The sequence below is a fragment of the Vibrio sp. 10N.286.49.C3 genome, assembly GCF_041469545.1.
Classification (GTDB): Bacteria; Pseudomonadota; Gammaproteobacteria; order Enterobacterales; family Vibrionaceae; genus Vibrio; species Vibrio tasmaniensis_A.
On sequence record NZ_JBFRKT010000022.1, the window covers coordinates 116,750 to 143,406 of the forward strand.

23 protein-coding genes and 1 pseudogene are annotated in these 26,657 nt (G+C 44.6%); 9 read left to right on the plus strand and 15 right to left on the minus strand.

Annotation, left to right across the window (positions count from 1 at the left end; translation table 11 throughout):
• Positions 1 to 75 precede the first annotated feature (75 nt).
• From AB4180_RS10545 to AB4180_RS10565, 5 genes are all read right to left on the minus strand, one after another.
• The gene (locus AB4180_RS10545) at positions 76 to 264 is read right to left on the minus strand and encodes a hypothetical protein (RefSeq protein WP_017098749.1); all 189 of its coding nucleotides are present in this window, start codon (positions 262 to 264) and stop codon (positions 76 to 78) included.
• A 165-nt stretch (positions 265 to 429) separates the two neighbouring features.
• Complete coding sequence (locus tag AB4180_RS10550; protein WP_017099832.1) at positions 430 to 1,530, minus strand: tetratricopeptide repeat protein; 1,101 nt, start codon at positions 1,528 to 1,530, stop codon at positions 430 to 432.
• A 142-nt stretch (positions 1,531 to 1,672) separates the two neighbouring features.
• The gene (locus AB4180_RS10555) at positions 1,673 to 2,341 is read right to left on the minus strand and encodes an OmpA family protein (RefSeq protein WP_009846483.1); all 669 of its coding nucleotides are present in this window, start codon (positions 2,339 to 2,341) and stop codon (positions 1,673 to 1,675) included.
• A gap of 105 nt (positions 2,342 to 2,446) precedes the next feature.
• Complete coding sequence (locus tag AB4180_RS10560; protein WP_009846484.1) at positions 2,447 to 3,136, minus strand: DUF2786 domain-containing protein; 690 nt, start codon at positions 3,134 to 3,136, stop codon at positions 2,447 to 2,449.
• Positions 3,137 to 3,356: 220 nt separating this feature from the next.
• A complete protein-coding gene (locus AB4180_RS10565) occupies positions 3,357 to 4,040 on the minus strand; it encodes a DUF3334 family protein (protein WP_009846485.1) in 684 nt (227 codons plus the stop codon).
• 219 nt (positions 4,041 to 4,259) lie between these two features.
• On the opposite strand from AB4180_RS10565, the gene AB4180_RS10570 reads away from it, so the two are divergent.
• Positions 4,260 to 7,295 (plus strand): FAD-binding and (Fe-S)-binding domain-containing protein, encoded by a 3,036-nt coding sequence (locus AB4180_RS10570; protein ID WP_102249884.1) that lies wholly within the window; start codon positions 4,260 to 4,262, stop codon positions 7,293 to 7,295.
• Positions 7,296 to 7,361: 66 nt separating this feature from the next.
• Positions 7,362 to 7,823 (plus strand): isoprenylcysteine carboxylmethyltransferase family protein, encoded by a 462-nt coding sequence (locus AB4180_RS10575; RefSeq protein WP_017099834.1) that lies wholly within the window; start codon positions 7,362 to 7,364, stop codon positions 7,821 to 7,823.
• Between the two features lie 126 nt (positions 7,824 to 7,949).
• Here the strand turns inward: AB4180_RS10575 and AB4180_RS10580 are convergent, their stop codons facing one another.
• The 6 genes from AB4180_RS10580 to hutC form a co-directional block, all read right to left on the minus strand.
• Positions 7,950 to 8,675, minus strand: coding sequence for a DUF3581 domain-containing protein (locus tag AB4180_RS10580; RefSeq protein WP_010438254.1), 726 nt, complete (start codon positions 8,673 to 8,675; stop codon positions 7,950 to 7,952).
• A gap of 226 nt (positions 8,676 to 8,901) precedes the next feature.
• Positions 8,902 to 10,434: a histidine ammonia-lyase gene (hutH, locus tag AB4180_RS10585; RefSeq protein ID WP_032499002.1), complete on the minus strand. Its 1,533-nt coding sequence runs from the start codon at positions 10,432 to 10,434 to the stop codon at positions 8,902 to 8,904.
• A gap of 14 nt (positions 10,435 to 10,448) precedes the next feature.
• Positions 10,449 to 12,143 carry a urocanate hydratase gene (gene hutU / locus AB4180_RS10590; protein WP_017078666.1) on the minus strand — a complete coding sequence of 565 codons (1,695 nt, stop codon included), beginning with the start codon at positions 12,141 to 12,143 and terminating at the stop codon, positions 10,449 to 10,451.
• Between the two features lie 102 nt (positions 12,144 to 12,245).
• Positions 12,246 to 13,310 carry a formimidoylglutamase gene (gene hutG, locus AB4180_RS10595; protein WP_017099836.1) on the minus strand — a complete coding sequence of 355 codons (1,065 nt, stop codon included), beginning with the start codon at positions 13,308 to 13,310 and terminating at the stop codon, positions 12,246 to 12,248.
• Positions 13,297 to 14,547 carry an imidazolonepropionase gene (gene hutI / locus AB4180_RS10600; protein WP_029225354.1) on the minus strand — a complete coding sequence of 417 codons (1,251 nt, stop codon included), beginning with the start codon at positions 14,545 to 14,547 and terminating at the stop codon, positions 13,297 to 13,299. Before hutI ends, hutG begins: the two co-directional genes overlap by 14 nt.
• 113 nt (positions 14,548 to 14,660) lie before the next feature.
• Positions 14,661 to 15,374 (minus strand): histidine utilization repressor, encoded by a 714-nt coding sequence (hutC, locus tag AB4180_RS10605; protein ID WP_017099838.1) that lies wholly within the window; start codon positions 15,372 to 15,374, stop codon positions 14,661 to 14,663.
• Positions 15,375 to 15,555: 181 nt separating this feature from the next.
• On the opposite strand from hutC, the gene AB4180_RS10610 reads away from it, so the two are divergent.
• The 7 genes from AB4180_RS10610 (at position 15,556) to AB4180_RS10640 (ending at position 20,822) form a co-directional block, all read left to right on the plus strand.
• A complete protein-coding gene (locus AB4180_RS10610) occupies positions 15,556 to 16,299 on the plus strand; it encodes a sporulation protein (protein ID WP_017063601.1) in 744 nt (247 codons plus the stop codon).
• A gap of 384 nt (positions 16,300 to 16,683) precedes the next feature.
• Positions 16,684 to 18,612, plus strand: coding sequence for a threonine--tRNA ligase (thrS, locus tag AB4180_RS10615; protein WP_102249883.1), 1,929 nt, complete (start codon positions 16,684 to 16,686; stop codon positions 18,610 to 18,612).
• 2 nt (positions 18,613 to 18,614) lie between these two features.
• Positions 18,615 to 19,166 (plus strand): translation initiation factor IF-3, encoded by a 552-nt coding sequence (gene infC, locus AB4180_RS10620; protein WP_077680304.1) that lies wholly within the window; start codon positions 18,615 to 18,617, stop codon positions 19,164 to 19,166.
• 104 nt (positions 19,167 to 19,270) lie between these two features.
• A complete protein-coding gene (gene rpmI / locus AB4180_RS10625) occupies positions 19,271 to 19,465 on the plus strand; it encodes a 50S ribosomal protein L35 (protein WP_004738430.1) in 195 nt (64 codons plus the stop codon).
• A gap of 42 nt (positions 19,466 to 19,507) precedes the next feature.
• Complete coding sequence (rplT, locus tag AB4180_RS10630) at positions 19,508 to 19,861, plus strand: 50S ribosomal protein L20 (RefSeq protein ID WP_004733517.1); 354 nt, start codon at positions 19,508 to 19,510, stop codon at positions 19,859 to 19,861.
• Positions 19,862 to 20,029: 168 nt separating this feature from the next.
• Positions 20,030 to 20,347: a N(4)-acetylcytidine aminohydrolase gene (gene yqfB, locus AB4180_RS10635; protein ID WP_102249882.1), complete on the plus strand. Its 318-nt coding sequence runs from the start codon at positions 20,030 to 20,032 to the stop codon at positions 20,345 to 20,347.
• 40 nt (positions 20,348 to 20,387) lie between these two features.
• A complete protein-coding gene (locus AB4180_RS10640) occupies positions 20,388 to 20,822 on the plus strand; it encodes a hypothetical protein (protein WP_017100130.1) in 435 nt (144 codons plus the stop codon).
• A gap of 105 nt (positions 20,823 to 20,927) precedes the next feature.
• Here AB4180_RS10640 and AB4180_RS10645 read toward each other — a convergent pair whose 3' ends face one another.
• The 4 genes and pseudogenes from AB4180_RS10645 to AB4180_RS10660 form a co-directional block, all read right to left on the minus strand.
• Positions 20,928 to 22,166: a leucine-rich repeat-containing protein kinase family protein gene (locus AB4180_RS10645; RefSeq protein ID WP_102249881.1), complete on the minus strand. Its 1,239-nt coding sequence runs from the start codon at positions 22,164 to 22,166 to the stop codon at positions 20,928 to 20,930.
• Between the two features lie 114 nt (positions 22,167 to 22,280).
• Positions 22,281 to 23,854 (minus strand): annotated as a pseudogene (locus AB4180_RS10650) (ABC-F family ATP-binding cassette domain-containing protein).
• Positions 23,855 to 24,345: 491 nt separating this feature from the next.
• The gene (locus tag AB4180_RS10655; RefSeq protein WP_012603732.1) at positions 24,346 to 24,924 is read right to left on the minus strand and encodes a TetR/AcrR family transcriptional regulator; all 579 of its coding nucleotides are present in this window, start codon (positions 24,922 to 24,924) and stop codon (positions 24,346 to 24,348) included.
• Positions 24,921 to 26,357, minus strand: coding sequence for a coniferyl aldehyde dehydrogenase (locus AB4180_RS10660; protein WP_102249880.1), 1,437 nt, complete (start codon positions 26,355 to 26,357; stop codon positions 24,921 to 24,923). The genes AB4180_RS10655 and AB4180_RS10660 overlap by 4 nt, the downstream gene beginning before the upstream one ends.
• Positions 26,358 to 26,657 lie beyond the last annotated feature (300 nt).

The following is a 26,657-nucleotide window of genomic DNA, read 5'->3' on the forward strand; positions in this document are numbered from 1 at the left end:
ATAAGAAGATAAGAAGATAAATCTCAGATACAAAAAAAGCGCCTTAGGCGCTTTCTTATATTTCAACGGTGTTGCTTATCTCAATGTCGCTTGGGAGAGTTTTGCTCTCATTTCCATTTCACCAATATTGAACTGGCGAACATCAATGGTGGCCATATCATTGCACTCTTTACATGCATGATGACACTTACCATCTAGGTAGTCGTGCTTTTTAACTAGGCTTGGCTTTTTGCACCAATCACAAACGCCTTCTATTGTGAACATATTCTCTCCTCACCTGTTTAAGTCAGGTGTATTTTCGGCGCAAATTATGACACAAATAAGACTCATTAGTTAATAGTTTGTTACCTGTTTTTGAGAGGGGGATCGATTGCAGTACTAATAAAATCGATATCTTTGCGACTTTGGAAATCGAGCTTGCTTGGTTGTTTACGTTTTTGCAACACTCTTAAGGATGGTTTTTAGCGAATTGTTCAAACGTTTCATCTCTTCGTCACATCCGTAACCATCAGGGTGGTAGATTTTGGATAGCTGTTTATATCGAATTTTAATGCTTTTTTGATTCGGAATTGAGCTAGGTGTATACCCAAATAGAGCGCAGGCTACTTGTAAATTGTTCAGGCTGTTGTCATTTTTCTGTTTTTTTAACTCATGGAACATCGTGTGTAGCTGACGTTTCTGCTGCTTAATAGTGAAGTCTTTCGAGCTAAGCTGTGCTTCAAGTGTCTGCTTTTGTTGCCCCAATTCACCCGATTTTAGAGCGTGTCTTCTTTTTGATATCACCAGAGTCATGATAATGCTGACAATTGAAATCAACACGGCTAAGGCTGTGCCAATTAGATAGTCTGAATACGTTAGGTTAGAACGTGTTACCTGCTCTCTAGAGGGCAGATAAGAAGGGGAGCTACTTGCTCGCTCTGGATTAGATAGCCTCTGATTCGTGCTGCTTTCAGCAATGACGTTGTCATTGAGCTTCTCAATCGAAGAGATCTGCTTGGCACGTTGCTGGTTGAATTGCGCTTCCAGAATACGGTTATAGCCATCTTCGGCTGTTGGATTGTTTTTTAAGGCCGCTTCATACCATAGCTGTGCTTCATCTAATGGTTTTAGGAGTTCTTCCTGAAGTGAGGATTCGTAGAGCTTTGCGACTTCGATGGGCGCGCGTTGGTTACCTTGTAAGGCTGATTTAATAAACCATTCTAAAGCTAGCTTGTTGCTTTGCTCTACACCTGATCCTGCCAAGTACCATTGACCCAGCCTAAATTGCGCATCTGCATTGCCGTTTTCTGCGGATTGCGAGTACCAATAAAATGCATCGTTGGTGCTCAAAGGGACATCATTACCTGATTCATAAGCTTGAGCTAGTTGGTATTGAGAAACTGGATCTTGAGGTTGAGATTCTATAGAGAATGCAACGTTGCTTTCTGCATGAACGATGTGTGCAGTAGAGAACTGTATTGTAGAAAAGATGAGGGTGAAAAATAGAGTTCTAAGAAGTGATGATGACAGAAAGTTGGATAGGATAAACAATAGATAAGTCTCGTTAAAAAGCCCAGAGTCGGTATATCAGTATGAATATGGCTAGTCGTGTGACTTTGAACAAGCAACACGACGATAAGCAACTATATAGAGGTTAATTCAATAGATAAAGACGAACTGGGCTTTAATCGTGCTACTTAAGCGGCAAGATTTGAATTTCTACGCGACGGTTACAAGCGCGACCTTGAGAGGTGTTGTTGTCACATAGAGGGTAACGTTCACCGTTACCACGAGCAATGGCACGGCCTGCAGCAACGTCTTGAGAGATCAAGAATGCACGAACCGATTCAGCACGACGCTCAGAAAGAACTTGGTTAGAAGACTCGCTGCCCGTGCTGTCAGTGTGACCTTCGATCACTAGGCTAGTGTCTGGGTATTCAACTAAGATGCGCGCAACGCCGCGAAGTGTTTTGTGGATGCTTGATTCTAAAGCGTAAGAACCAGAATCGAAGCCAATGCCGTTCTCTAGGCGAAGTAGAAGTTGGTTCTCACCAACACGCTCTACTTGAACGCCTGAGTTCATGAGTTCTTCACGAAGTGCAGCTTCTTGCTGGTCAAAGTAGTAACCGATACCACCGCCAACTGCGGCGCCACCTGCTGCGCCGATGAGTGCACGCTTACGACGGTCTTTAGAGTCGTCACCCGTAGCTGCACCAGCAACAGCGCCGGCGATTGCACCAATTAAAGCGCCTTGAGTTGCGGAATTAGTCTCAGATTCGCCGGTTGTCGCGTTTTGGCGTTGTGTCGCTTGACAGCCCGTTAGAGCAACAGTGAGTGCCAGGGCTAGTGTGATTTTTTTCAACGTATTTCTCCATCATGTACTTCTGTCAAACGCATGAATTACGAAAGACAACAATAAGTCCTATTGGTGGTTTTTATCAATACGCTGAAGCAATGTAAAGTGGCTCTATGATTTAGTTATCTTTTTAACGGCTTGAGTTCCGCCAACTGGTCGATTTACAGACAGTTTTCGACCTTTCTTCAAACCAACTTCATAGTCTGCGGTGAGGTTTTTCATCGCTTCTCTGAGTTGTTGTTTGAACGTTTCGCGGTCGATGTTTTGGAACTCTTTATCAATGTAGTTATTGATCTTGTTGTTTGACTCGTCGTCTGGGGTGATAACAGGCAGTTTTTCAAGCGCACCTTCTACCCAACCCGAAACGTAAGAGTTTACGCGACGTGTTACTTCTAGTGTCCCTGTTCCCGAGCCCGCAAAACTGTTTCTGAATTGGCCAGTGTGCTCATTCAGTTCGCGATAAATAATATCGAACGCAAAAGCCGCGAAGATAGCGCGATCGGCTTCACCAATGAATTCAACGCGCTTAAGGCCTTTGTGATTCAGTAACACGGCTTCTACGCCAAACTTGGTGTTAATACCACGAATAACACGCAGCAGTGTAGAGCTGATATTTGCAGGTAACAGGTGACTGGATTGAGTTTTTCCCATCTTGATAAATTCAATATCGTCCTTTTCGAGACCATATTTCAGCATCAAGTTATGCGCCATTTTTATCGCATTGGCAGCTTCATTGACGTTCGCAGAGTTTCCAAGCTCAAGACACTTGGCAATTTTCTTTAGGGCTTTTTTCTTATCCATCGACAACTTAATCATTACCGCAAATTTTTAAAAGTCCAACATTTTACATGTTTTGGCGAGTAACAGCAAAGTCAAAAGTCATTTGTAGGAATGTGGTGAACGATTATGGAAGATAAGGATATATGAAGGAAGTAGCGACTCCCGGACAAAACAAAACGCCATCAAGAGGATTGATGGCGTTAGTGACACGATTTTTAGGAAGTGCTAGAGCTTTCGCAAACTAGATTCCAAGTTCATCGAGTAAATCAGCTGCAGAATCGTTGCCTGAACTTTGCTCTGGCTGCTTTGGTTCTTGCATTTTTTTCTGAGTCGCTTCAAGAATACTGTCTGGGCATTCGTCTTCAGCGATCTCAAATTCTTCCAATTGGATGAATTCTGTTTTGTCCATTGCAAGCTCAAGGTAGAAAATGTTGTTGTCGGCAGTAGAGAAAGTAACACGACGAGCTTGCGGGCGATCTAAGTTCGTATCAACAGAAAGGTTCACTTGCTTGTTCAGTGCTAGCATTTTCGGTTGGTTTTGTGTGATGTTAGTTTGCAGTTCTTTACGGATTTTGTTGGTAAAGTCGCCAACCAACTGGTTCATCAACTCACCTAATACATCACCTACTTCGTCTGAAGTATGAAGTACAGCGAGTTCGTCTTCAGGCATGCCCATGTTACGCATGTAATTTGTGTAGATCTCTAGCGCTGCTTTCGACGTAAAATTGATAACAACAAGACCTGAAAAACCGCCGTCGAACAAGACGAAACAACCAAAATCTGGCTTAAGACTTGTCTTGTTGATCTTTTGAACCATGGCTGAGTAGGACACCTGTGAAGCCGTCGCTGAAGTAAGTACGTTTGAGACTGATTGGCATAGCTTAAGAAGAATATCTTCAGTTGTGACTGTTTTGCTTTTTTTCATTGTTATTTGCTCATGGAGATGTCGTAAAAAAGTTATCTACTATCTTACTACTGAATTAAGACGAAAGTGACTATTTCTCCATTCTTGCACCGAGATTCTTATTTGATCACCTTTTTATATGATCTTAATAGTAGTAAAGTGACGAAATTCAAAGAAAAATATTAAAAATCTCAGATAACCCAATGCTGATAGGATCAGCGAAGTAGGGGCAGGAAGCAAATGTTACCAAGACTTCAACTCAATGCTGATGTCGATCCAGTTGTCGTACGCTTTTTAGATGAACTAAAAACAGCGGGCTTTACTGGCGACATTGAATCTCAATATTCTAGCCGTTTGGCTGTGGCGACTGATAACAGTGTCTATCAGCAATTGCCGCAGGCAGTCATTCTCCCTAAAACAACTCAAGACGTTGTGTTGATCGGTAAAGTGGGTGCAAAATCTGCTTATGAACGCGTGACCTTTTCCCCTCGTGGCGGTGGCACCGGTACCAACGGACAGTCTTTAACAAAAGGCGTTGTGGTTGACCTGTCTCGTTATATGAACAAGGTTCTTGAGATTAACGAGCAAGAAGGCTGGGTAAGAGTTCAGTCAGGTATCGTTAAAGACCAATTGAACGATGCTGTGCGTCCGTATGGTTACTTTTTCTCTCCAGACCTTTCTACCAGTAACCGAGCAACCTTAGGTGGAATGATCAATACCGATGCTTCGGGCCAAGGGTCATTGAAGTACGGTAAAACGTCTGACCATGTGTTGTCGCTGCAAGCCGTCTTCGCAGATGGTTCATGTCTCGAATCCGATTTATCACACGGCTTACCTGCTGAAGGTGAATTTGCTCACCATGCCCTTACAGTAACTGAAGCCGTTTGTCGAGATAAGCGCGCTCAAATTCTTAATAAATTCCCACCATTGAACCGCTTCTTAACTGGTTACGATTTAAAGAACGCAATCAACGAAGAAGACGATAGCTTTGACCTGACTCGTGTTCTATGTGGTGCAGAAGGTTCATTAGCATTCATCACTGAAGCAAAGCTGAACCTCACGCCGATTCCAAAAGCACGAACGTTGGTTAACGTGAAATACAACACGTTCGATTCTGCACTGCGTAATGCGCCGTTCATGGTAGAAGCGAAAGCGCTGTCTGTTGAAACCGTTGACTCAAGAGTATTGAACCTAGCGAAACAAGACATTGTTTGGCACACCGTGAGCGATTTGCTTATGGATGTTCCAAATAAAGAGATGCTTGGTATCAACATGGTTGAGTTTGCAGGCCAAGATGAAGCGGAAGTTGAACAACAAGTTCAAGCGCTGACCGCACAGCTTGAAAGCATGGTAGAAACTGAAGACGCGGGTGTGATTGGCTTCCAAGTGTGCAGTGATTTAGCGAGCATTGGCCGAATCTACAACATGCGTAAGAAAGCGGTAGGTCTATTAGGTGCGGCGAAAGGCCGAGCTAAGCCAGTCGCTTTTGCTGAAGATACCTGTGTACCACCAGAAAACTTGGCCGACTTCATCTCTGAATTTAGAGTATTACTCGATTCAAAAGAGTTGAACTACGGCATGTTTGGTCACGTGGATGCGGGCGTACTGCACGTTCGTCCTGCTTTAGATTTGTGTGATCCGATGCAAGAAGCATTGATGCATGAAGTCTCTGATGAAGTGGTTAAGCTGGTGGCTAAATACGGCGGCTTGATGTGGGGTGAACACGGTAAAGGCTTCCGTTCTGAGTATGGTCCTGACTTCTTTGGTGAAGAGCTGTTTACCGAATTAAGACGAGTTAAAGCGGCATTTGACCCGCATAACAAGATGAACCCAGGCAAGATCTGTACGCCGTTAGAAAGCGATGCTGAGTTGGTGAAAGTCACTGATACCAAGCGTGGTTTCTACGATCGTCAGATCGACGTACAAGTCCGTGATAGCTTCAAGCAAGCGATGGAATGTAATGGTAACGGCTTGTGTTTCAACTACGATACGAGTTCGCCAATGTGTCCTTCGATGAAAGTCACGGCTGACCGTCGTCATTCACCAAAGGGCCGTGCAGGCTTGGTTCGTGAATGGTTACGTCAGTTAACGGAACAAGGCGTCGATATTCTCGATTTAGAGCAAGAAGCGCTGAAGGACAATACTCCGATTAAAACCATGGTGGAACGTGTTCGTAACACGATGAACAAACGCCATGAGTACGATTTCTCGCATGAAGTTCATGAAGCGATGAACGGTTGTTTGGCGTGTAAAGCGTGTGCGAGCCAGTGTCCTATTAAAGTTGATGTTCCGAGCTTCCGTTCTCGATTCTTAAACATTTATTACTCACGCTACCAACGCCCTGCAAAAGACTATTTAGTCGCCAACATTGAAACCATGCTGCCGCTAATGGCGAAAGTGCCAAAGGTTGTTAACGCTGCCTTGGGTCAAAAATGGATACAAACCGCAACGGCGAAAACGGTCGGTTATGTTGATGCACCACTGATGTCGGTACCTACACTTAAAAATCGTCTGGCGAGCAAAGAGCTGCAACTCTTCGACTTACAGTACTTAGAAGGCTTGTCTTCTGAAGAGAAGAAACAGCATGTGCTGATCGTTCAAGACCCGTTCACTAGCTTTTATGATGCGGAGGTGATTGAAGACTTCATCACTCTGGCTCAAAAACTTGGTAAAATTCCGGTGTTGCTGCCGTTTAAGCCAAATGGTAAAGCTCTGCACATTAAAGGCTTCTTAAGTCGTTTTGCGCGTGAAGCGAAATCAACATCGGATTTCTTGTCGATGGTGGCGGATATCGGTATTCCTTTGGTGGGTGTGGACCCGGCTCTTGTGCTTTGTTACCGCGATGAATACGTAGAGATCTTAGGTGACAAACGTGGCGACTTTGATGTGCTTACCGTGCATGAATGGTTAATGCCATCGTTAGGTGAGTTCGAAGCACGTTCAGCAAGTGAAGATATGTGGTACTTGTTTGCTCACTGTACTGAGAAAACCAAAATGCCGAACGCTGAAAAAGAGTGGGGCACTATCTTCAAGCACTTTGGTGCTGCGTTAACCAGCGTTCCGGTTGGCTGTTGTGGTATGGCGGGCACCTTCGGGCATGAAGTTGATAAGTTACAAATGTCGAAAGACATATACGGTTTAAGCTGGAAGCCTCAAATGCAGGACTTACCAAAAGATCGTTGTTTGGTGACGGGCTATTCTTGCCGTAGCCAAGTGAAGCGTTTTGAAGGTGAGAAGCTTGCTCACCCATTACAAGCGCTAGCAAAAATTCTTTAATACATTTAGCCCAGCAATTGCTGGGCTTTTTTCTAAACTAACAAAGGAATGTTAATAAGGAAAAGTATGAATTTTCTAGAATTAAAAGTACCACCCGTTGCACTGTTCATTATTGTATTCGTAGCATCATACTTCTGCGCTCAGCAGTTGAGCCAAGGAACATTGGCAATGCCTTATCGAATGGTTGTGCTCGGTATCGGGATTGTCTTGAGTGGTGTTATTGGGATATCAGGCATATGGGAGTTTCGCAAACAGAAAACCACCGTTAATCCGATCAAAGTCGACACCGCTTCTGCAGTTGTGGACAGTGGAATCTTTGGCTACACGCGAAACCCTATGTATCTAGGGCTATTTATCCTACTGTTTTGTTTTGGCTATTTCTTCCAAAACCTGTTCAGTGTTTTACTCAGTTTTGTATTCGTAATGTACATGAATCAGTTCCAAATTAAGCCAGAAGAACGCGCTCTAGAGCAATTGTTCGGTGCGGAATATGTTGATTATAAACAAAAGGTTAGACGCTGGGTTTAGTTTTGACTTGAGTAGCTTGATGTCATTAGTCATCGAAATGAAAAAGCCCAGCTTGTGATACCAAGCTGGGCTTTATTGATCTTGTCTCTAGCTATTTACATCAAGTGATGTAAATAAGAGTGCTGATTAAGCGGCAGCTGCGAACTGAGCTAGAAACATCTCTTTACGTTCGTTGAAGCGGTTTACTAGGTCGTCTACAGAAGCTTGGTCGTATGGCTTAAGACCACTTGCTACCATGCGCTTTACGCCTTTACCGACTACTTCACCGTCTTCTTTGAAATCAAAGTTCAGTGTCACGATGCCACGCTTGCCTTCAACATCAAAAGTCGCACCTGAGAATTCAACTTCTGGGTGAGATAGGTCTAGACGAGTAAATTCAACTTCCATGCTCTCGTAAATCACAAGAGGACGTTGGCAGTTGATCATCATTTGCTGTTCTTCCATAAGAGGAACCATGATATGTGGGAAGTTCATACCTGAAAACTTAACGTAATTTGTTACTACGTGCTCGATGAATGCTTGGTCGTGGCTCTTTTCACCTTCACAAGACATGTGTAGGTACTCTTTGCCTTTCTCGTCAACCAGTGAGCTTTCTTTCTCACACTTGTTGTCAACGCTTAGCGCAATACCGTTACCTACCATACCTGAAAAATCAAAACGCATTTTTTGGCTGATGCCTTCTTTTTGCAGAAGTACTGCAAACAAAAGATCGCCAGGCACGCAGAAGCGCTTGTTGTCTTCATCGTGAATTGGGTTGAAGTCAGCGGCTACTTTTTTTGCAAAGTGGCTAGCTTGTTCACGAGTGAATTGAAATTGATTGTCTTCAGTAGAAAAGTAAGGTGTCAGAAACATAGTATCGCTATTAGTCATCAAATCTGGCGGGGATTATAGCTAACTAACTTGGTTTTAATGGTCTATCCAGTTAACTTTGCTTATATATCAGTCAATTAGATAAATACGTTGGATGGTATGTGACGATTTGAAGGGAGATATGGCCTTTGGCTCAATGCAACAAGGGCTAATTAATAGCCCTTGTTTATATGACACTCTAATGGGTGTTGTTCAGAATGTTTTTGCTTTAAAAGCTACACAAAGTACCTTCTGGCATTAGGTGATTATGAACGGACAATTTGAGCAACAGGTTAGCTTGTTCAATATCCGGTGCAAAATATCTGTCTTTGTCGTAGAAGCTCACTTTCTCACGCAAAATCTGTTTCGCTTCTTCCACACGAGGAGAGGATAGATTCGGAGCACGGAAATCGAGCCCTTGTGCTGCTGCTAAATATTCTACTGCTAATATCCCACGGGTGTTTTCAGCCATGTATCTAAGCCTACGAGCGGCAAAGGTGGCCATTGATACGTGGTCTTCTTGGTTTGCAGAAGTAGGCAGGCTGTCTATTGACGCCGGATGAGCCAAGGTTTTGTTCTCACTAGCGAGTGCTGCAGACGTTACTTGAGCAATCATAAAGCCTGAGTTCACGCCACCGTTATCGACTAAGAAAGGCGGTAGTTTGCTTAGCGCGCTATCAATCAGCAGCGCCATTCTACGCTCTGACAAGCTACCGATCTCGGCAATGGCCAATGCAAGGTTATCTGCTGCCATTGCGACAGGTTCTGCGTGGAAGTTACCGCCCGAAATGATGTCGCCATCGTCAGCGAAAACAAGCGGGTTGTCGGATACGGCATTTGCTTCAATCGTTAAGGTCTCTGCTGAGTTACGAATCTGCTGTAAACAAGCACCCATCACTTGAGGCTGACAACGCAGTGAGTAAGGATCTTGAACCTTTTCACAACAAGTATGTGATTCACCAATCTCGCTCTTTTGATCAAGCATATGGCGGTAAGCAAGTGCTGCATCCATTTGGCCACGATGACCACGAACGCGATGAATACGCGGATCAAACGGACGACGGCTACCTAGCGCGGCTTCTACAGACATTGCACCACACACGGTTGCAGACGCGAATAAGTCTTCAGCTGCGAACAGACCTTCTAGTGCAAAGGCTGTCGATGCTTGTGTGCCGTTTAACAGCGCCAGACCTTCTTTAGGTGCTAGCGTTATAGGCTCCAAGCCTGCGATCTGCATTGCTTCTAAGCCAGTGATGATCTTGCCGTTGTGGCGTGCTTGGCCTTCACCTAGCAGTACCGTACTCATGTGGGCGAGGGGAGCAAGATCTCCTGAAGCACCCACAGATCCTTTTTGTGGAACACATGGGTAAACCTGTGCGTTCACAAGATCGATAAGGGCATTAATCACTTTGAGGCGGATACCAGAGTAACCGCGAGACAAGCTGTTAATCTTTAACACCATCATCAAGCGAACAGTTTCATCAGACATGAATTTACCAATGCCCGCCGCGTGAGAAAGCACGATACTTTTCTGTAGTACTTCTAAATCCTCAGGGGCGATTTTGGTATTTGCTAACAAGCCAAAACCCGTGTTGATGCCATACACAGTGCGATCTTCAGCAATCACTTGCTCGACAACGTGCATGCTCGCTTCAATATCTGGAATCGCTGCTGGATCAAGTGATAAGCTCACAGGGCTACGGCTAATCTTACGCAGTTCAGGCAGGCCTAGAAGTCCTGGCTTAAGTAATAAATTCAACATGTTTTCTCCAGACATTAAAGGCGACGAAGTTCTTCGTTTAGCATAGGTAAATCAAGCTTCTGCTCTTTAGCACACTGCTTGGCAATATCGTAACCCGCATCAGCATGACGCATAACGCCAGTAGCCGGATCATTGTGAAGTACACGAGCAATACGTTGTGATGCATCTTCGCTACCGTCACAACAAATCACCATACCCGAGTGTTGTGAGAAGCCCATGCCAACGCCGCCGCCATGGTGCAGAGAAACCCATGTTGCGCCACCAGCTGTGTTCAGAAGGGCATTCAAAAGAGGCCAATCAGAAACTGCATCAGAGCCATCCATCATGCCTTCTGTTTCGCGGTTCGGGCTTGCTACTGAGCCCGAATCTAGGTGGTCACGACCGATAACAACTGGTGCTTTCAGTTCGCCATTTTTCACCATTTCATTGAATGCTTGTCCTAAACGTTCACGATCTTTCAATCCAACCCAACAGATACGAGCTGGTAGGCCTTGGAACTGAATGCGTTCACGCGCCATATCTAGCCAGTTATGTAGATGTGGGTTGTCAGGAATCAGTTCTTTTACTTTTTGGTCTGTTTTGTAGATGTCTTCTGGGTCGCCAGAAAGGGCAGCCCAACGGAACGGACCGACGCCCTCGCAAAATAAAGGTCGTATATAGGCTGGAACGAAACCTGGGAAATCAAATGCGTTTTCTACACCTTCTTCCAGTGCCATTTGGCGAATGTTGTTGCCGTAATCTACGGTCGCAGCGCCACGGTACTGAAGATCTAGCATAGCTTGTACTTGAATGGCCATGGACTGCTTAGCGGCTTTCACAACTTTAGCTTCATCAATGGTACGCTCTTGAGCTGCTTTCTCCATCGTCCAACCTTGAGGTAAATAGCCGTTCAGTGGATCGTGGGCAGAGGTTTGGTCAGTCACTACGTCTGGCGTGATATTGCGTTCAACTAGCTCTGGGAATACGTCTGCTGCGTTACCAAGTAAGCCAACAGAGATAGGTGTGTCTGATTCTTTAATCATTGCCATCGCTTCATCGATGCTGGTGGCTTTTTTGTCTACATAGCCTGTACGCAAGCGGTAATCGATTCGTGATTCATCACATTCAACCGCAATCATCGAGAAGCCAGCCATTGTAGCTGCGAGAGGTTGAGCACCACCCATGCCGCCAAGACCACCCGTTAGAACCCACTTACCGTTTGCTTCGCCTTGGAAATGCTTCTTCGCGATAGCGACAAACGTTTCATAAGTACCTTGAACGATGCCTTGAGAGCCAATGTAAATCCAGCTACCTGCTGTCATTTGACCGTACATCATCAAGCCTTCTTTATCGAGCTCGTTGAAGTGTTCCCAATTCGCCCAGTGTGGAACAAGGTTAGAATTCGCGATCAGTACGCGGGGTGCGTTTTTATGAGTCGGGAACACGCCTACAGGCTTACCTGATTGAACAAGTAACGTTTGGTCGTCTTCTAAACGCTCTAATACTTCAACAATCTTGTCATAACATTTCCAATCACGTGCCGCGCGACCGATACCGCCATACACAACCAGTGCATGTGGATGTTCTGCCACATCAGGGTCTAGGTTATTCATCAGCATACGCAGTGGTGCTTCTGTTAACCAAGATTTAGCGCGCAATGTGGTGCCATGAGGTGCGCGAATTTCGCGAGTCGTGTCGAGACGAGGGTCACTGTTGTGGTGTTCCGTCATTTTGGAATTCCTTCTGTTTCACGTTATATCGTTGTAGTTGTAGTTGTAGTTGTAGTTGTAGTTGTAGTTATCGGTATAGCTGTAGTTATCGGTATAGCTGGATTAGTCGCTGGCCATTGCAGAGGCAATATCCCAACACAAACGTGCCGCCAATCGAGCCGTTTGGCCATCGACGTCGTAGTCTGGGTTGTATTCCGCAATGTCCGCGATAATGAGTTTTTCACTGTGTTGGAAAATCTGTTCTAGAAAAGGAGCGAGTGCTTCATAGCTCACGCCTCTTGCCGCTGGTGCACTGACGCCCGGCGCAGTCGCCGCTGGAAATACGTCTAGATCGATAGTGAGATAGAGGTAATCACACTCAGCGATGAATTTTTGTAACTTAACCAGTTGAGCGACTTGGTTTACTTGGGTCATGTTGCGGTCGTGTTCATACCAAACGCCCAGTTGGTCTGCTTTATTAAACAGCGCTTTGGTATTACTAGCCGCACTCACACCAAGACAAGCGTAATGAAAAGGCCACTGATGTGTATGGCAGTAATCGCTAATCTGGTTGAAAGGCGTACCCGAACTGGGTTTGACATCAGCAATGTCGCTTTCGAATTCTCGAAGATCAAAGTGAGCATCAAAGTTAACGATGCCTATTTTAGGTTTGCGTTCTGGCTGACCTTTATCAAGGTGTTGAGCTTTATGTCGGTGTTCCGTTTTATGTAGATGTTCCGCAAGACCTTGGAACGATGCCCAAGCAACCTCGTGACCACCGCCAAGGGTAATCACTTTGTTGGTTGATAAAGCATTGGCAATAACCGAAGCACACTGTTTTTGACTGACTTCAAGTTGGCCATCATTGCACTCGATATCACCGAGATCCGCGATGTGCGCGTCACTGTGCCAAGCCATATTAGCCAACGCTTGGCGAATCAGGTTAGGTGCTTGTTTCGCGCCTACGCGTCCTTTATTTCTTGCAACTCCAGCATCGCTGGCAAAGCCTACCAAGGCGATAGCACCGTCAGTCAGCTCGTTACTTAAATCGCTACTTTGAACTTGTTTGGTAATGTGATGAACGCGAGTACCGAGTGCGCCATCTTCAAGATCATTACGCCCAGTCCATACAAAGTTATGTGTGGTTGCTGCATTATCTTGGATGCCGTTGGATTTAGATTGAGTCATGACACACCTCGCCATTAACAATGCGTTTATGCAGATGAGGAACACCAACTTGATAGCTCAGATCTGCTGGGTGCTCGAGATTCCAGATAGCCAAATCAGCGGCATAACCTACTTCGACTTTGCCTTTAGTTTGTGAATCGCCAATGGCAGCGGCTGCGTTACAAGTTACACCGCGCAGCGCTTCTTCAGGCGTCGTACCAAACAGGGTGCAGCTCATGTTCATCATCAGCGTTAAATCAGCAAAGGGAGAAGTGCCGGGGTTTAGGTCGGTCGCGATCGCCATTGGAATCTTGTGTTCACGAAGTAGGGCGATAGGTGGCTGTTGAGTCTCTTTCAAGAAATAGAAGGCGCCGGGTAGCAAGGTGGCAACTGTGCCTGATTCTGCCAGTGCTTTTACTCCGGTTTCATCTAAGTACTCAACATGGTCAACAGAGAGTGCGCCGTATTTTGCTGCAAGTGCGCTACCACCCATATTCGAAAGTTGTTCAGTGTGGCCTTTAATCGCGAGGCCATGTGCTTTGGCTGTTGCAAATACACGTTCGGTTTGTTCTAGGTTGAAGCCGATAGATTCGCAAAACACGTCAACAGCATCGGCGAGCCCTTGCTCTGCAGCTTTAGGAATGATCTCTTGGCAAACCAAATCGATATAGCTGTCCGGTTGTTCTTTATATTCAGGTGGCACAGCATGCGCTGCAAGGAGAGTGGTGGTGATCTTAATTCGACGATGATTCTCTAACGCTTTGGCTGCGCGTAACATTTTGAGTTCATCATCAAGTGTTAAACCATAGCCAGATTTTACTTCGATGCTGGTTACGCCACTTCTTAGTAGACCATCGAGTCTAGGCAAAGCCATTTCAACCAGCTCAGACTCTTGCGCTGCGCGTGTTGCAGTGACTGTCGCTAGAATGCCGCCGCCTTGCTTGGCGATGTCGGTGTAAGACACACCATTCAAACGCTGCTCAAATTCATTGGCACGATTACCCGCAAATACGAGGTGAGTGTGGCAATCAATCAGCCCAGGGGTGACTAACTTGTTTTTGCAATCATAGGTGATGTAATCCAAAGAACCATCAATACTTACTTGTTCTAACTCAGAAGCAAGTACGCCTTGGTTTGAACAAGAGATGGACACGATTTTACCGCTTTCGATAACGATATCTTGAGGGGAAGAGGGCTGATAACCATCGGCTCCCGAGCTCATGGAGACCACTCGTGCGTTTTTGAGGATCAAATTCATAATCACCTAGATCTTTGCTAAATATTAAATGTATATACAAATAAATAGGCTAAACGCTGACCCGAATCAAGTTGATGTTGCAAAAATGTGATCGGCGATCAGGATGATGTTCTTTAATCTAGAAGTATCTTGGAGCTTAATTTGTACTTAGAACCGGGATGGTAGAGCAATGCAAAGCTGATGAGCCGTTCTTTGCTCCATGTTCTTCTATTCAAAAGCAGGCAAGGCTCTGATTCAGAAAGTTTTAGTGACGTTCTAATTTGAGAGTCAGGAATAATGGCTTCAACCGTATGCTCGATAGCACTCAACGGGCAGCTTTTTGAAAGGTATTCATTGGGGGTAGAGGTTGAAAAGTCTTGCTCTAGGTATTTTGGAGCGGCTTGAGAGTTCACCCAGCGCGCTTCCAATTGAATCGGTGCGTTGTCGGCAAAGTGTATGATTTCACTATAGAACACTTCTGCGTTAATCATCACACCTAACCGTGTAGCCGTGCTTTCATCAGCCTTGATACTATCGTGCTTGATAACTTGGCTAGTATACGTTTGGCCTCGGTCTTTGATCTCTTGCGCGATGTTGTTGATATCAAGCAACGGAGATTGCGCTTTTTCGTCTGGTTCACAAACAAAAGTCCCCAGTCTTGGTTTCCTGATGAGCTTGCCTTCAGACACCAAATCTCGAATCGCTTTATTGACCGTCATTCGACTCACATTGAACTGCTCGGTAAGTTCGAGTTCTGTGGTTATCTGGTAACCCACTGGCCAGTGACCACTGTTGATCTTGTCATCTATGAACTGTTTTATCTGAAGGTAGAGCGGCGCTTTCGACATAATGAAACCTTATTTGACTATACAAATAGAGTAACGGAATTTTTCACGATTTCAACATTTCCTCGGGCAATGTGACCTTATTCAACATAGATGGGGCAAATTGCTTGATTCTGTGAGGCAAGTGTCGCAAATTGTCACGCAATAACTATTCGTAAATCAGATAATTAGAAAGGGAAATAATATGTTTAAGAAATTAAAGGCCTCGTTGGGCATCGGTGCAGCAAAGGTTGATACCGTCTTAGATAATATTGAAGTTTTCCAAGGTGGAGAGTTGTCTGGCAATGTTCACATTGTTGGTGGTGACGTTGAGCAACAAATCGACCTGATTAACTTGGTTCTCAACACAGAAGTAAAAGTCGAAACGGAAGACAGCACCAGCTACGAAACTTTTTCACTGGGTCGTATTCAAGCCGTAGAGCCTTTCGTGATCCAACCGGGTGAAACCAAATTGGTGCCATTCCGTCTTAAGTTAAATGATGAAACGCCAGTTACCGCGTTGAACGCACAAATGAACCAATGCCATGTGTGGGTTGAAACCAACCTAGATATCGGCTTCGCGATTGATCCTAAAGACCGTGACTTTATCTCCGTTCATCCACTGCCAACAGTCGCTAAAATTATCCAAGGTGTGGAAGCATCGGGTATGGCAATGGTGAAAGCGGATGTAGAGAAGGGCTTCTTAAAAGGCAACAGCTTTGCTTCTCGCTCCGGTTGTTATCAAGAGATTGAATTTCGCAGCGGAGGTTTTATGAATAATAAAGAGATCGAGCTGTCATTCATCGTCGATGGCTCTATGGTTCACTGCCTAGCAGAAATCGACCGCTCAATGAGCTTCCGTGGCGACCAATATATCTCATTCAGCTTGCCAGCTAACGCAGCCGACTCAGACATTCGCAACGCTGTATCAAGAATCATGAGTGCGTAGTTAACTCTCTGTTAGTAGTCGCTCTGTCGATTAATAGAGATAAGACAATACAACTTCTAAAGCCGAGCTTAACCGTTCGGCTTTTTTGTTTGTAAATAAAGACAAAGAATCAATCATTGAACGTTAGCTTAGGGTGTTAGAAGGCCCTGTATAGAAGAGACATTTAAGTTATGTAGTTTTTGTGGCGCTGTGGGACTAACATTGTCATTTCATATAATTTCGTTACAATGTTCGGCTACTCACAAATGGGGCATCTGTATTTGCTTCTATGTGGGTATCTTTATTATGCATATATCTCCGATCAACATACTTGTTGGTTGAAAAACATATATTAAACATTTTCATGTGTTGCTTGGTGTGCAACACCACTGTAAAGGACAAATAATGCCAATTATTACTCTTCCTGACGGTAGTCAGCGTCAATTTGACAACCCTGTATCAACTCTAGATGTTGCCCTATCAATCGGTCCTGGTCTTGCGAAAGCAACCATTGCTGGTCGTGTAGATGGCGAGCGTGTTGATGCTTGTGATCTTATCGAAAACGATGCAAGCCTAGAAATCATCACAGCTAAAGATGAAGTTGATGGCCTTGAGATCGTTCGTCACTCTTGTGCTCACCTTTTAGGTCACGCGATTAAGCAGCTTTTTCCAGAAGCGAAAATGGCGATCGGTCCTACTATTGATAACGGTTTCTACTACGATATCGACCTTGAGCACTCTCTAACGCAAGAAGATCTAGAAAAGATCGAAAAGCGCATGAAAGAGCTAGCGAAGACCAAGTACCAGGTTGTTAAGAAGAAAGTTAGCTGGCAGGAAGCGCGCGACGCATTCGAAGCTCGCGGCGAGACTTACAAGATTGAAATCTTGGACGAGAACGTTTCTAAAGACGATCGTCCAGGCCTGTACCATCACGAAGAATACATCGATATGTGTCGTGGTCCACACGTGCCTAACATGAGCTTCTGCCAGCACTTCACTCTACTTAACGTAGCGGGTGCATACTGGCGTGGTAACAGTGACAACAAGATGCTTCAACGTATCTACGGCACTGCATTCCACGACAAGAAGGCACTTAAAGCTCACCTTGTGCGCCTAGAAGAAGCGGCTAAACGTGACCACCGTAAAATCGGTAAAGCGCTTGACCTATTCCACATGCAGCAAGAAGCACCAGGCATGGTGTTCTGGCACCACAACGGTTGGACTATCTTCCGTGAGCTAGAAGTATTTATTCGTCAAAAACTGACTGAGTACGATTACCAAGAAGTTAAAGGCCCATTAATGATGGACCGTGTTCTTTGGGAACGCTCTGGTCACTGGGATAAGTACGCTGAAGCGATGTTCACTACTTCTTCAGAGAACCGTGAATACGCTATCAAGCCAATGAACTGTCCTGGTCACGTTCAAATCTTCAACCAAGGTTTGAAATCTTACCGTGATCTACCGCTACGTATGGCTGAGTTCGGCTCATGTCACCGTAACGAGCCGTCTGGCGCACTTCACGGCATTATGCGTGTTCGTGGCTTCACTCAAGATGATGCTCACGTATTCTGTACTGAAGACCAAGTTCAACAAGAAGTTAAAGCTTGTATTGAAATGGTTTACGATACTTACACAACTTTCGGCTTCGAAAGCATCGTTGTTAAGCTATCTACTCGTCCAGAACAGCGTGTAGGTTCAGACGAAATGTGGGACCGTGCAGAGGCTGACCTTAAGCAAGCGCTAGAGGCAATGGACATTGCATACGAGATTCAAGAAGGCGAGGGTGCGTTCTACGGACCTAAGATTGAATTTACTTTGCATGATTGTTTGGACCGCGCTTGGCAATGTGGTACAGTGCAGCTCGATTTTGCATTACCAGAACGTTTAGGTGCTACTTACGTAGGTGAAGATAACGAGCGTCACACGCCAGTTATGATCCACCGCGCGATTTTAGGTTCACTAGAACGCTTCATTGGTATTCTTATTGAAGAATACGCTGGCTTCTTCCCAACGTGGTTGGCGCCAGAACAAGCAGTTGTAATGGGCATTACAGACAAACAGTCTGAATATGTACAAGAAATTACGAAAAAACTGCAAAAAAGTGGATTTAGAGTCAAAGCAGACTTGAGAAATGAGAAGATTGGCTTTAAAATCCGCGAACATACTTTGAAACGTGTACCGTTCATGCTTGTGTGTGGTGACCAAGAAATGGAAGCCGGCGAAATTGCAGTACGTACACGTAAAGGTAAGGACCTTGGCAAATTTAAAGTGGATGACTTTATTTCATACATCCAAGCCGAGGTTTCAAGCCGTAAGCTCAATCTGGAGGAATAGCTATTAAAGGCGGAAGACGTGGCCAACAACCGGCCAAACAAAACCAGCACCGTTTAAACGGTGACATTCGTGGCGTTCGTGAAGTGCGTCTAACTGGCGCAGACGGCGAAGCTGTTGGTGTAGTAACAATCGCTGAAGCGATGGAAGCTGCAAATGAAGCTGGTATGGATCTTGTAGAGATCAGCCCTAACGCCGAGCCGCCAGTTTGTCGTGTGATGGACTACGGTAAGTTCCTCTTCGAGAAGAGCAAAGCTGCGAAAGAGCAGAAGAAAAAGCAAAAGCAGGTTCAGATCAAGGAAATTAAATTCCGACCTGGAACTGATATTGGAGACTATCAGGTAAAACTACGCAACCTGACTGGTTTCCTTGAAGACGGCAACAAAGTGAAGGTAACAATTCGCTTCCGTGGCCGCGAAATGGCTCACCAAGAAATCGGTGTTGACGTTCTTAATCGTTTGAAAGTAGATACTGAAGAATTTGCAGTTGTCGAATCTTTCCCAACGAGAATTGAAGGTCGCCAGATGATCATGGTGTTGGCCCCTAAAAAGAAGTAATTAACGGCTTTGCAAGTAATTAAACCCTGCAGCCTCAGGTTGCGGGGTTTTATTCGCCCTAATTACTATGTTATTAACAACTCAACAATGCGGAGTTATTCATCATGCCTAAGATGAAAACCAACAAAGGTGCTGCTAAGCGTTTCCAGAAAACTGCTGGTGGTATTAAGTTTAAGCACGCTGGTAAACGTCACATCCTGACTAAGCGTACTACTAAGAACAAGCGTCAGCTACGTCCGAACTCGATCCTTCCTAAATGTGAAGTTGCTCAAGTTCTACGTATGATGCCATACGCTTAATTCTTTTTAGTTTATAAATTCGTTTAGTTTAGGAGAAGCATAATGCCTCGCGTAAAACGTGGTGTACAAGCTCGTGCACGTCATAAGAAAGTTCTAAAACAAGCTAAAGGTTACTACGGAGCACGTTCACGTGTTTACCGCGTAGCTTTCCAAGCAGTTACCAAAGCTGGTCAATACGCTTACCGTGACCGTCGCAACAAGAAACGTCAATTCCGTCAACTTTGGATTGCACGTATCAACGCGGCATCTCGTCAAAATGGTCTATCTTACAGCCGTTTCATCAATGGCCTTAAGAAAGCATCTATCGAGATCGACCGTAAGATTCTTGCTGACATCGCAGTATTCGACAAAGCAGCATTTGCTGTTCTAGTTGAAAAAGCGAAAGCATCTCTATAATTTAGAGTTAGCTTAAAGGTTTAATAAAAGGAGAACTTCGGTTCTCCTTTTTTATTGCCTGCTATTTGGCTTTGCCGCATTCTCTCGCATCTAATTTTTATTCGCTTGAACAAGCATTCTGGTATATAAACATTTACCTAACCTTTAAATGTTAAGCGACCGAGATAAATGACCGCACCGACTACTATGACGTTCTTCGAACGTTTTGAAACTGACATCCTTTCTGGCAAGAAGACGATTACTATTCGCGATGAATCTGAGCGCGATTACCAGCCGGGCAGTGTTGTAGAAGTATCAACGCTAGAGCAGGGACGTGTATTCTGTAATCTTAAGATCATTAGCGTAGAACCAATCTTGTTTGATGACTTAGGTGAATTCCATGCTCAGCAAGAGAACATGACGCTAGATGTCCTCAAGGATGTGATTCAAGATATCTACCCAGGGATCTCTGAACTGTATGTTGTCTCTTATGAGTTGGTAGCTTAAGCCTGATTGGATTAGATTGACTAGCTAGGGGTGGCGATTAATGAGTAATAACCAGCAGACACTGCTTCAGCTTTATTGTCGTGAACAGCAAGAGCAAACGTTACTGTCTAAGAATGACCTTGATAGTGAACTGAGCGAGAGTGCCGATTATTTAAAGTGGTGCGAGAGCAAAAGAAACTTTGTTGAAGAAGATGTCTTAGGGCGGACTTGGGTAAAAAGTTGCCCAGCAGGGTACATTACCGAGGTTCACTTTCATTCTGATGGTAGTCTAACGGAATATCGTTTGTTTGACCGATTTGAAACCCAAGGTCATTGGTTGCTTAAAAGCGGGCTGCTGCAAGTCGAAATCAATAAAGGTGACAATCGTTACCAGTTTGATGTTGTCGCGTGTAAAGACCTTAATATCCATTCTGCGGTTGAGTATAAGAACGGTGAGCTACATTCGTACTTGAAGCTTGTTCAAGTTGAAAGCTAAACGCTGATTCGTTTTATGAGCAAATAAAAAGCCAACAGTGATGTTGGCTTTGTTGTTTTCAATTCGACTGAGTACTTCTAATCAACGCGCTATTAAGTTAAGCCATTAAGCTTCGAAGTTCGCCAATCGAGTATAAAGCTTGCTGTCTTGGTCTTGCTTTGTACATACCGTCAATAGGTCTTCAATAAAGTACTTCAGTGCACGCGCTTCGATTTGTCGAATGCCTTGTTGCTGCTCTTCAGTCAGATAACCGTAGATAGTTGCTGCTCCGAAGTCACCAAAGATCATCTGACCTTGCTCGTTAACCAAAGTGTTGTGTGCGTATAGATCACCATGACAAACTTTGTTGGCATGAAGGTGTTCAAACACATCAATCATCTGTTCGGTAATGCTATTGATCTGAGCAATTGAAAGCTTAAAGCCTTCGTTGAATGTATCACGAGTGCAGCTTTCAAGAGTAGGGGGCAAACCTAGGTTGTAGAAGTTGCTCGGGATAAGCTCCATCACCAATGCTAGGTAGTTCTCTTCATCAACTTGAGCGATAGACTTCACTAGGTTGCTATGATGACCAGCTTGAAGACACGCTTCAAGTTCATCGTGTGGGTAACCGTCACTGGTCACTTCGCCTTTGAATACTTTAACCGCCACTTCTTTTGGGAAATCAAAGTCGCCGTTTAACCAGTTAGCATGAGAAATTACCCCAGACGCACCTTGCCCAAGAACTTGATTCAGTGAGTAGCATTGTGAGCTTACGGCAGGCACGCTATCTAAGCTGCTTGGGTGTTTGCAAAACGGGTTACCCGCAAACGCTAACCAAGCCAGTTTTGGTAGCTTGATAAGGAACTCTGGGAATTCAGTCAGTTGGTTTGCAGACAGACGAACCAGCTCAAGGTTTGATAGGTTTTCCATGCTTTCTGGCAAAACGCGAATCTTGTTGCCTGCTAATGCCAGTTTCTGTAGTCGTGGTCTTTCACCTAGCGAGCTAGGCAGAACCTCGATCTCATTGTCGGTCAGGATTAACCAACGTAGTTGAATCGGTAGAGACTGCTCGCTAACGGTTTTGATTTGGTTGGTTTTGAAGCCAACCATTTCAAGCTTAGGAAGTAACCCCAGAACATCAGGCAGGTGCGTGAACAGGTTATTCGACGCGAAGATAATACGCAGGTTAGTCAGCTGTGATAACTCTTCTGGTAGATCTGACAGCTGATTGCCTGAAAGGTCTAGGATCTCAAGAGAATCAGCGAGATCTAAGATCTCTAGTGGAAATTCGGTGAGACCTTCTGACAGTTGTAAGCGCTTAATACCGTTTAGTTGCCCTGATTTTAATTGTTCTAGAGTATGCAAACCTTAGCCTTATGAATAGATGTTCGAGGCGCGTAGTTTACTTGTCTCAATCAAGAAAGGCGAGCACCGGAACGATGCTCGCTTAACTAAACTAAGTGAACGATTTTACAAAGGTTAAAGTCGTATATGGTTTTGGCTGACGCCGACCTCCTCAACAAAGTCGCTGTCATGACTCACCAAGATAAATGCGCCTTGGTATTCACGTAAAGCGGACGCCAATATTTGCTTTGAGTCGATGTCTAGGTGGTTGTCTGGCTCATCGAGTAATAGAAGCGGGGAGTCTTGCTTGTGGCTAACGATCAACATCGCCAGTTTCATTTTTTCACTACCACTTAAATGTGCCACTTTTCGGTATACAGACTCTCGTCTGAACCCAATCCCTGCCAACAAGGTTCGAGCGTCACTTTCTGTTAACCCAAAGCTGTGTGTCATCAAACTATCGAACATGGTGTCGTTGGTGTCTAACAGGCCAAAGTGTTGATCCAAGTATACGGTCGCTCCTAAGCGCTTAATGGGCCCGATATAGTTCGAGTGTTGGCCGTGAATGGCTTTTAACAGTGTCGATTTTCCGCACCCATTAGCCCCAGTTAGATAACATCGTTCTCCTTGTGATAGAGAGAAGCTAATAGGAGCACCAGAACCAAAACTTAGGCGACACTCTTCAACGGTTAATAGTGACTGTTTTTTAGAACGATTCGCTTGTTGTAGGTACAACGCTTGCGGCTTCAGTTGTTCTTGTTGTTCTTGAAGAGATTGAAGTTTATGTTGGTTTTGATCCTTTAAGTTCTTGTGGCTTGTTGCCGATGCACCTTGGGTTCGCCCTGCTTTATCTTTCATTGCATCCAATAATATCTTGGGTTGGCTACCCGATTTTCGGAGTCGGTTACCTTGAGCCTCACGTTGTTGAGCTTTTCCTTGTTAATCTGAGCTTGGCGCTCGAGTCGTTTCTTTTCCGATTGATGATGCGTTATCTGCTTGTCCAGTGCTTCACTTTGACTCGACATTTGCGTGAAGTAATCATCGTAATTCCCTTTGTAGAAACGTAATCCCAAACTGTTGAGATGATAGATCCCTTCCATGTGTATCAATAAGCTTCGATCATGGCTGACGACAAGTACCTTGCCTTCAAACAACTGGCACTGTTCTAGTAACCAATTACGCCCGTCGCTATCCAAATGGTTTGTCGGTTCGTCGAGAATCAGTACGTCGTAGTTTGATACGAATAAGCGATGAAGCTGCAGTAGGGATAGCTGCCCGCCACTCAATGTATGGCACGGTGTGGTTAACCCACTGGTTATTTTCAATGTGGCTAAAAGTTGCTTTGTGTTCGCTTGTAAATCCCAATCCTCGCCAACGATATTGAAGTGCTGAAGTTCGCAGCTGCCTTGTTCTATGGCATGTAATGCGTCTAACTTTTCGGTGATCCCCAAGAAGTCAGCAATGCTGGTTGTGCTATCCAATAGCTTTGAAGGCAACTGGGAGTAAAAGCCGATCGAGCCTTGTCTGGAAACACTGCCTGATGTGGGTTGTGTTTGCCCGACCAGTAACGAAAGCAGTAGTGACTTCCCAGCTCCATTTCTTCCAACTAGACCTGTAAGGCGCGTGTTCAGATTAAAGGTGATGTCTTTGAATAACCACTCACCAGTATCGAGTTGGAATGAGAGATTGTTGGCTAATATAGTAGGCATAAAAATACCTCCCTTTACGTGTAAACGAGTAAAAGGGGTGAGGCGCTTTTCTACATAGACACCAACATGGGAGTCTAAGAATAGATCGCCAAGACGTTACTTAGGTAGATGACCAATCAAAGATAGAAAGCTGCGCTGAGATAATTTCTGTCTTTGAGGTACAGTTCTGCAAGATACATGTTGTCAAAAGACGGATCTTTAAGAACTTGATTTGTCGCGAAAATAGATGACGAAGTAACGCCCACTAACCCCGAGTGTCCAAATGATTTTTATAAAAATAAATCGGATGTCAGGATGTTAGTACTTCATTATGGCGTTATTCTCTTTTGAAATGATGGTGGGATGTTACTGAAAGAGACTGCTTAAAGTCAATATGGTGATGTGATTAAAATGTATCCAAATAATTAAAGCGCCTCATGCTTATATATAGATATAACCATGAGGAGCTTTAGAGTGTTCTTTTAAAGCAAGAGCTTCAAAGAATTTGAAAATTACAGGTTTCGTCCGCCGACAGCTCGCCAGCACATGTCAAAGCTATCGCTGATGTACTTGGCTGACTGCTCTGGTGGTAACTCATTCTGCTCAATCAACCAGTTTGCACAAATCAAAAAGTGGCTGTGGATGAAGTGCCTAACAAGGTTGATGTCTAACACCATCAGCTCACCAGTTTCTTGTCCTTTCAAAATGATCTCGTCTAACGATGCGAACATCTTTGAAACAATCACTTCTCGAGTTTGAGTCGTCGGGTCGAAATGAACATTGGTGAAAAACTTCATCGCAACTGGATTTTTTAAAGCCCATTCAAGCCCTGTAATCCACATGAACTTAAAGGCTTGGTAGCGATCTTGTTCAGCGATTTCTGTGTGCTGGTCAAGGGTAGAAAATAGCTCTATTTTCAGTTCACGAAACAGTTCATCAATCAGTAGAGACTTGTTCTCAAAGTGATGAAACAGTGTCGCTTTTGCGACGCCTGCTGTTTTCGCTATTTGTCCTGTAGATGTGCCCTCTAGCCCTTGCTGAGAAAAAAGCAGGAGTGCAGCATCTAGGATTTTTTGTCTTTTAGTGATCATCTATTGAGTACTTTGAACAGAATCTTTTTAATTGGGTTGTTGTAAGGAGGGTGCATTAACTTGGTGAAGTTAATTTTACCTCTACTTAGAACGGTTTTAGCATGACTAAAGGTCTTAAAGCCTTCAATGCCATGGTAGTGTCCCATGCCTGAAGGGCCTATACCACCGAACGGCGCGTCTTCTGCAGCCACATGCACCAAAGAATCATTAATACACACGCCGCCAGAGTGCGTGCTCGATAAGATTAGATCTTGAGTCTGCTTATCATGACTCATCAGGTACAAAGCAAGCGGACGTTCTCTTGTTGTGATGTAGCTGATCGCTTCTTCAATAGAATCATAAGGAACGATAGGCAGTACGGGGCCAAACAACTCTTCTTGCATTGCGAGCATGTCGTCGTTCACTTCGGTTAGAAGGTGTGGCGTCATTCTGTGGTTCACATCGTCTTGTGCTTGCTCGGTGACAGTGTGAACAACTGCGCCTTTAGATTGAGCATCTGTAATCACCCCCTTCAAACGATTGTATTGACGCATATCGATCACTGAAGTTAAGTCTTTGCTCTCAATGCCTGCTTTATACAGCTTTTTGAAGTACAGCTTATAAGCTGTGATGAACGCGTCGACTTTTTCTCGTGGTAATAAGATGTAATCGGGCGCCACGCAAATCTGGCCAGCGTTCAAGCTTTTTGCAAACAGGATGCGTTCAACGGCGTCAGCGACATCAAAGTCCGGAGCAATAATCGTTGGAGACTTGCCACCCAATTCCAAAGTGACTGGCGTTAAGTTGTTGGCTGCTGCTCTCATTACGTGCTTACCCACAGAGGTCGACCCTGTGAATAGAATATGGTCAAACGGGAGTTGGCTAAATTTCGCGGAAACGTCAGCTTCACCTTCGATAATCGCAACCTGATCTTCGTTAAATCCTTCAGCCAACATCGCTTTCAAAACTCGGTTTGTCGCTGGAGTGAACTCAGACATCTTGAGCATTGCAGTATTACCTGCCGCCAACGCAGTGATGAGGGGCCCTAAAGAGAGCATCACCGGGAAGTTCCAAGGAACAATGATACCGACAACACCCACTGGTTGATAATGAACGGTGATCTTCGCGGGTGTCAGCATTAAGCCTGCTTTTCTGCGAGATGGCTTCAACCATTTCTTAAGGTTCTTCAGGCTGTAATTGATCTGGTGAAGAGAAGGGGTGATATCAGCAATCAAGCTGTCGTGTTTTGCTCGATGGCCATAATCTTCAGATACTGCCTCAATCAACTGCTCTTGATAGCGCATTAGCAACGCTTTTAATTCTGAGAGGTTTTTTCTTCTCTGCTCAAGCGTTGGATTAACATTACAGCGGTAGTGATCTTTTTGTCGGTTGAACATTTGATCCATGTCGTTGATGCTCGACGTGTTTGGTTCAAGGTCTAGATTATGGCTCATAGTATCCCCTAAATTCGAAAGCTGACCGATTGGTCGGTTGAATTTACAAGAAGATCGAATCGAATACAAGATATGCACGAGAAAAGTTCAATAATTGAGCGGCTACAACATTGAAGTGAGCGAGTTTTAGTTGGAAGAACGAAGTGTTTATAGGTATCGAATCACGGGATACAAGTTGTGTTTGTGATAGCGAGAGTTCAGATTGGGAAGTGCGCATATTTGTCACAACCCTGACTTAACTTGACCAGATTAGCTAAGAATTTTATGTGTCTTTGGTATTTTATTCACCTGATTCTTTGT

Excerpts from the sequence above, each read along its gene's own strand:
- AB4180_RS10545 (WP_017098749.1), bottom strand. The coding sequence starts at position 264 with ATGTTCACAATAGAAGGCGTTTGTGATTGGTGCAAAAAGCCAAGCCTA.
- AB4180_RS10560 (WP_009846484.1), bottom strand. The coding sequence starts at position 3,136 with ATGGATAAGAAAAAAGCCCTAAAGAAAATTGCCAAGTGTCTTGAGCTT.
- AB4180_RS10565 (WP_009846485.1), bottom strand. The coding sequence starts at position 4,040 with ATGAAAAAAAGCAAAACAGTCACAACTGAAGATATTCTTCTTAAGCTA.
- AB4180_RS10570 (WP_102249884.1), top strand. The coding sequence starts at position 4,260 with ATGTTACCAAGACTTCAACTCAATGCTGATGTCGATCCAGTTGTCGTA.
- AB4180_RS10575 (WP_017099834.1), top strand. The coding sequence starts at position 7,362 with ATGAATTTTCTAGAATTAAAAGTACCACCCGTTGCACTGTTCATTATT.
- AB4180_RS10580 (WP_010438254.1), bottom strand. The coding sequence starts at position 8,675 with ATGTTTCTGACACCTTACTTTTCTACTGAAGACAATCAATTTCAATTC.
- hutH (WP_032499002.1), bottom strand. The coding sequence starts at position 10,434 with ATGTTGAATTTATTACTTAAGCCAGGACTTCTAGGCCTGCCTGAACTG.
- hutU (WP_017078666.1), bottom strand. The coding sequence starts at position 12,143 with ATGACGGAACACCACAACAGTGACCCTCGTCTCGACACGACTCGCGAA.
- hutG (WP_017099836.1), bottom strand. The coding sequence starts at position 13,310 with ATGACTCAATCTAAATCCAACGGCATCCAAGATAATGCAGCAACCACA.
- hutI (WP_029225354.1), bottom strand. The coding sequence starts at position 14,547 with ATGAATTTGATCCTCAAAAACGCACGAGTGGTCTCCATGAGCTCGGGA.
- hutC (WP_017099838.1), bottom strand. The coding sequence starts at position 15,374 with ATGTCGAAAGCGCCGCTCTACCTTCAGATAAAACAGTTCATAGATGAC.
- AB4180_RS10610 (WP_017063601.1), top strand. The coding sequence starts at position 15,556 with ATGTTTAAGAAATTAAAGGCCTCGTTGGGCATCGGTGCAGCAAAGGTT.
- thrS (WP_102249883.1), top strand. The coding sequence starts at position 16,684 with ATGCCAATTATTACTCTTCCTGACGGTAGTCAGCGTCAATTTGACAAC.
- rpmI (WP_004738430.1), top strand. The coding sequence starts at position 19,271 with ATGCCTAAGATGAAAACCAACAAAGGTGCTGCTAAGCGTTTCCAGAAA.
- rplT (WP_004733517.1), top strand. The coding sequence starts at position 19,508 with ATGCCTCGCGTAAAACGTGGTGTACAAGCTCGTGCACGTCATAAGAAA.
- yqfB (WP_102249882.1), top strand. The coding sequence starts at position 20,030 with ATGACCGCACCGACTACTATGACGTTCTTCGAACGTTTTGAAACTGAC.
- AB4180_RS10640 (WP_017100130.1), top strand. The coding sequence starts at position 20,388 with ATGAGTAATAACCAGCAGACACTGCTTCAGCTTTATTGTCGTGAACAG.
- AB4180_RS10655 (WP_012603732.1), bottom strand. The coding sequence starts at position 24,924 with ATGATCACTAAAAGACAAAAAATCCTAGATGCTGCACTCCTGCTTTTT.
- AB4180_RS10660 (WP_102249880.1), bottom strand. The coding sequence starts at position 26,357 with ATGAGCCATAATCTAGACCTTGAACCAAACACGTCGAGCATCAACGAC.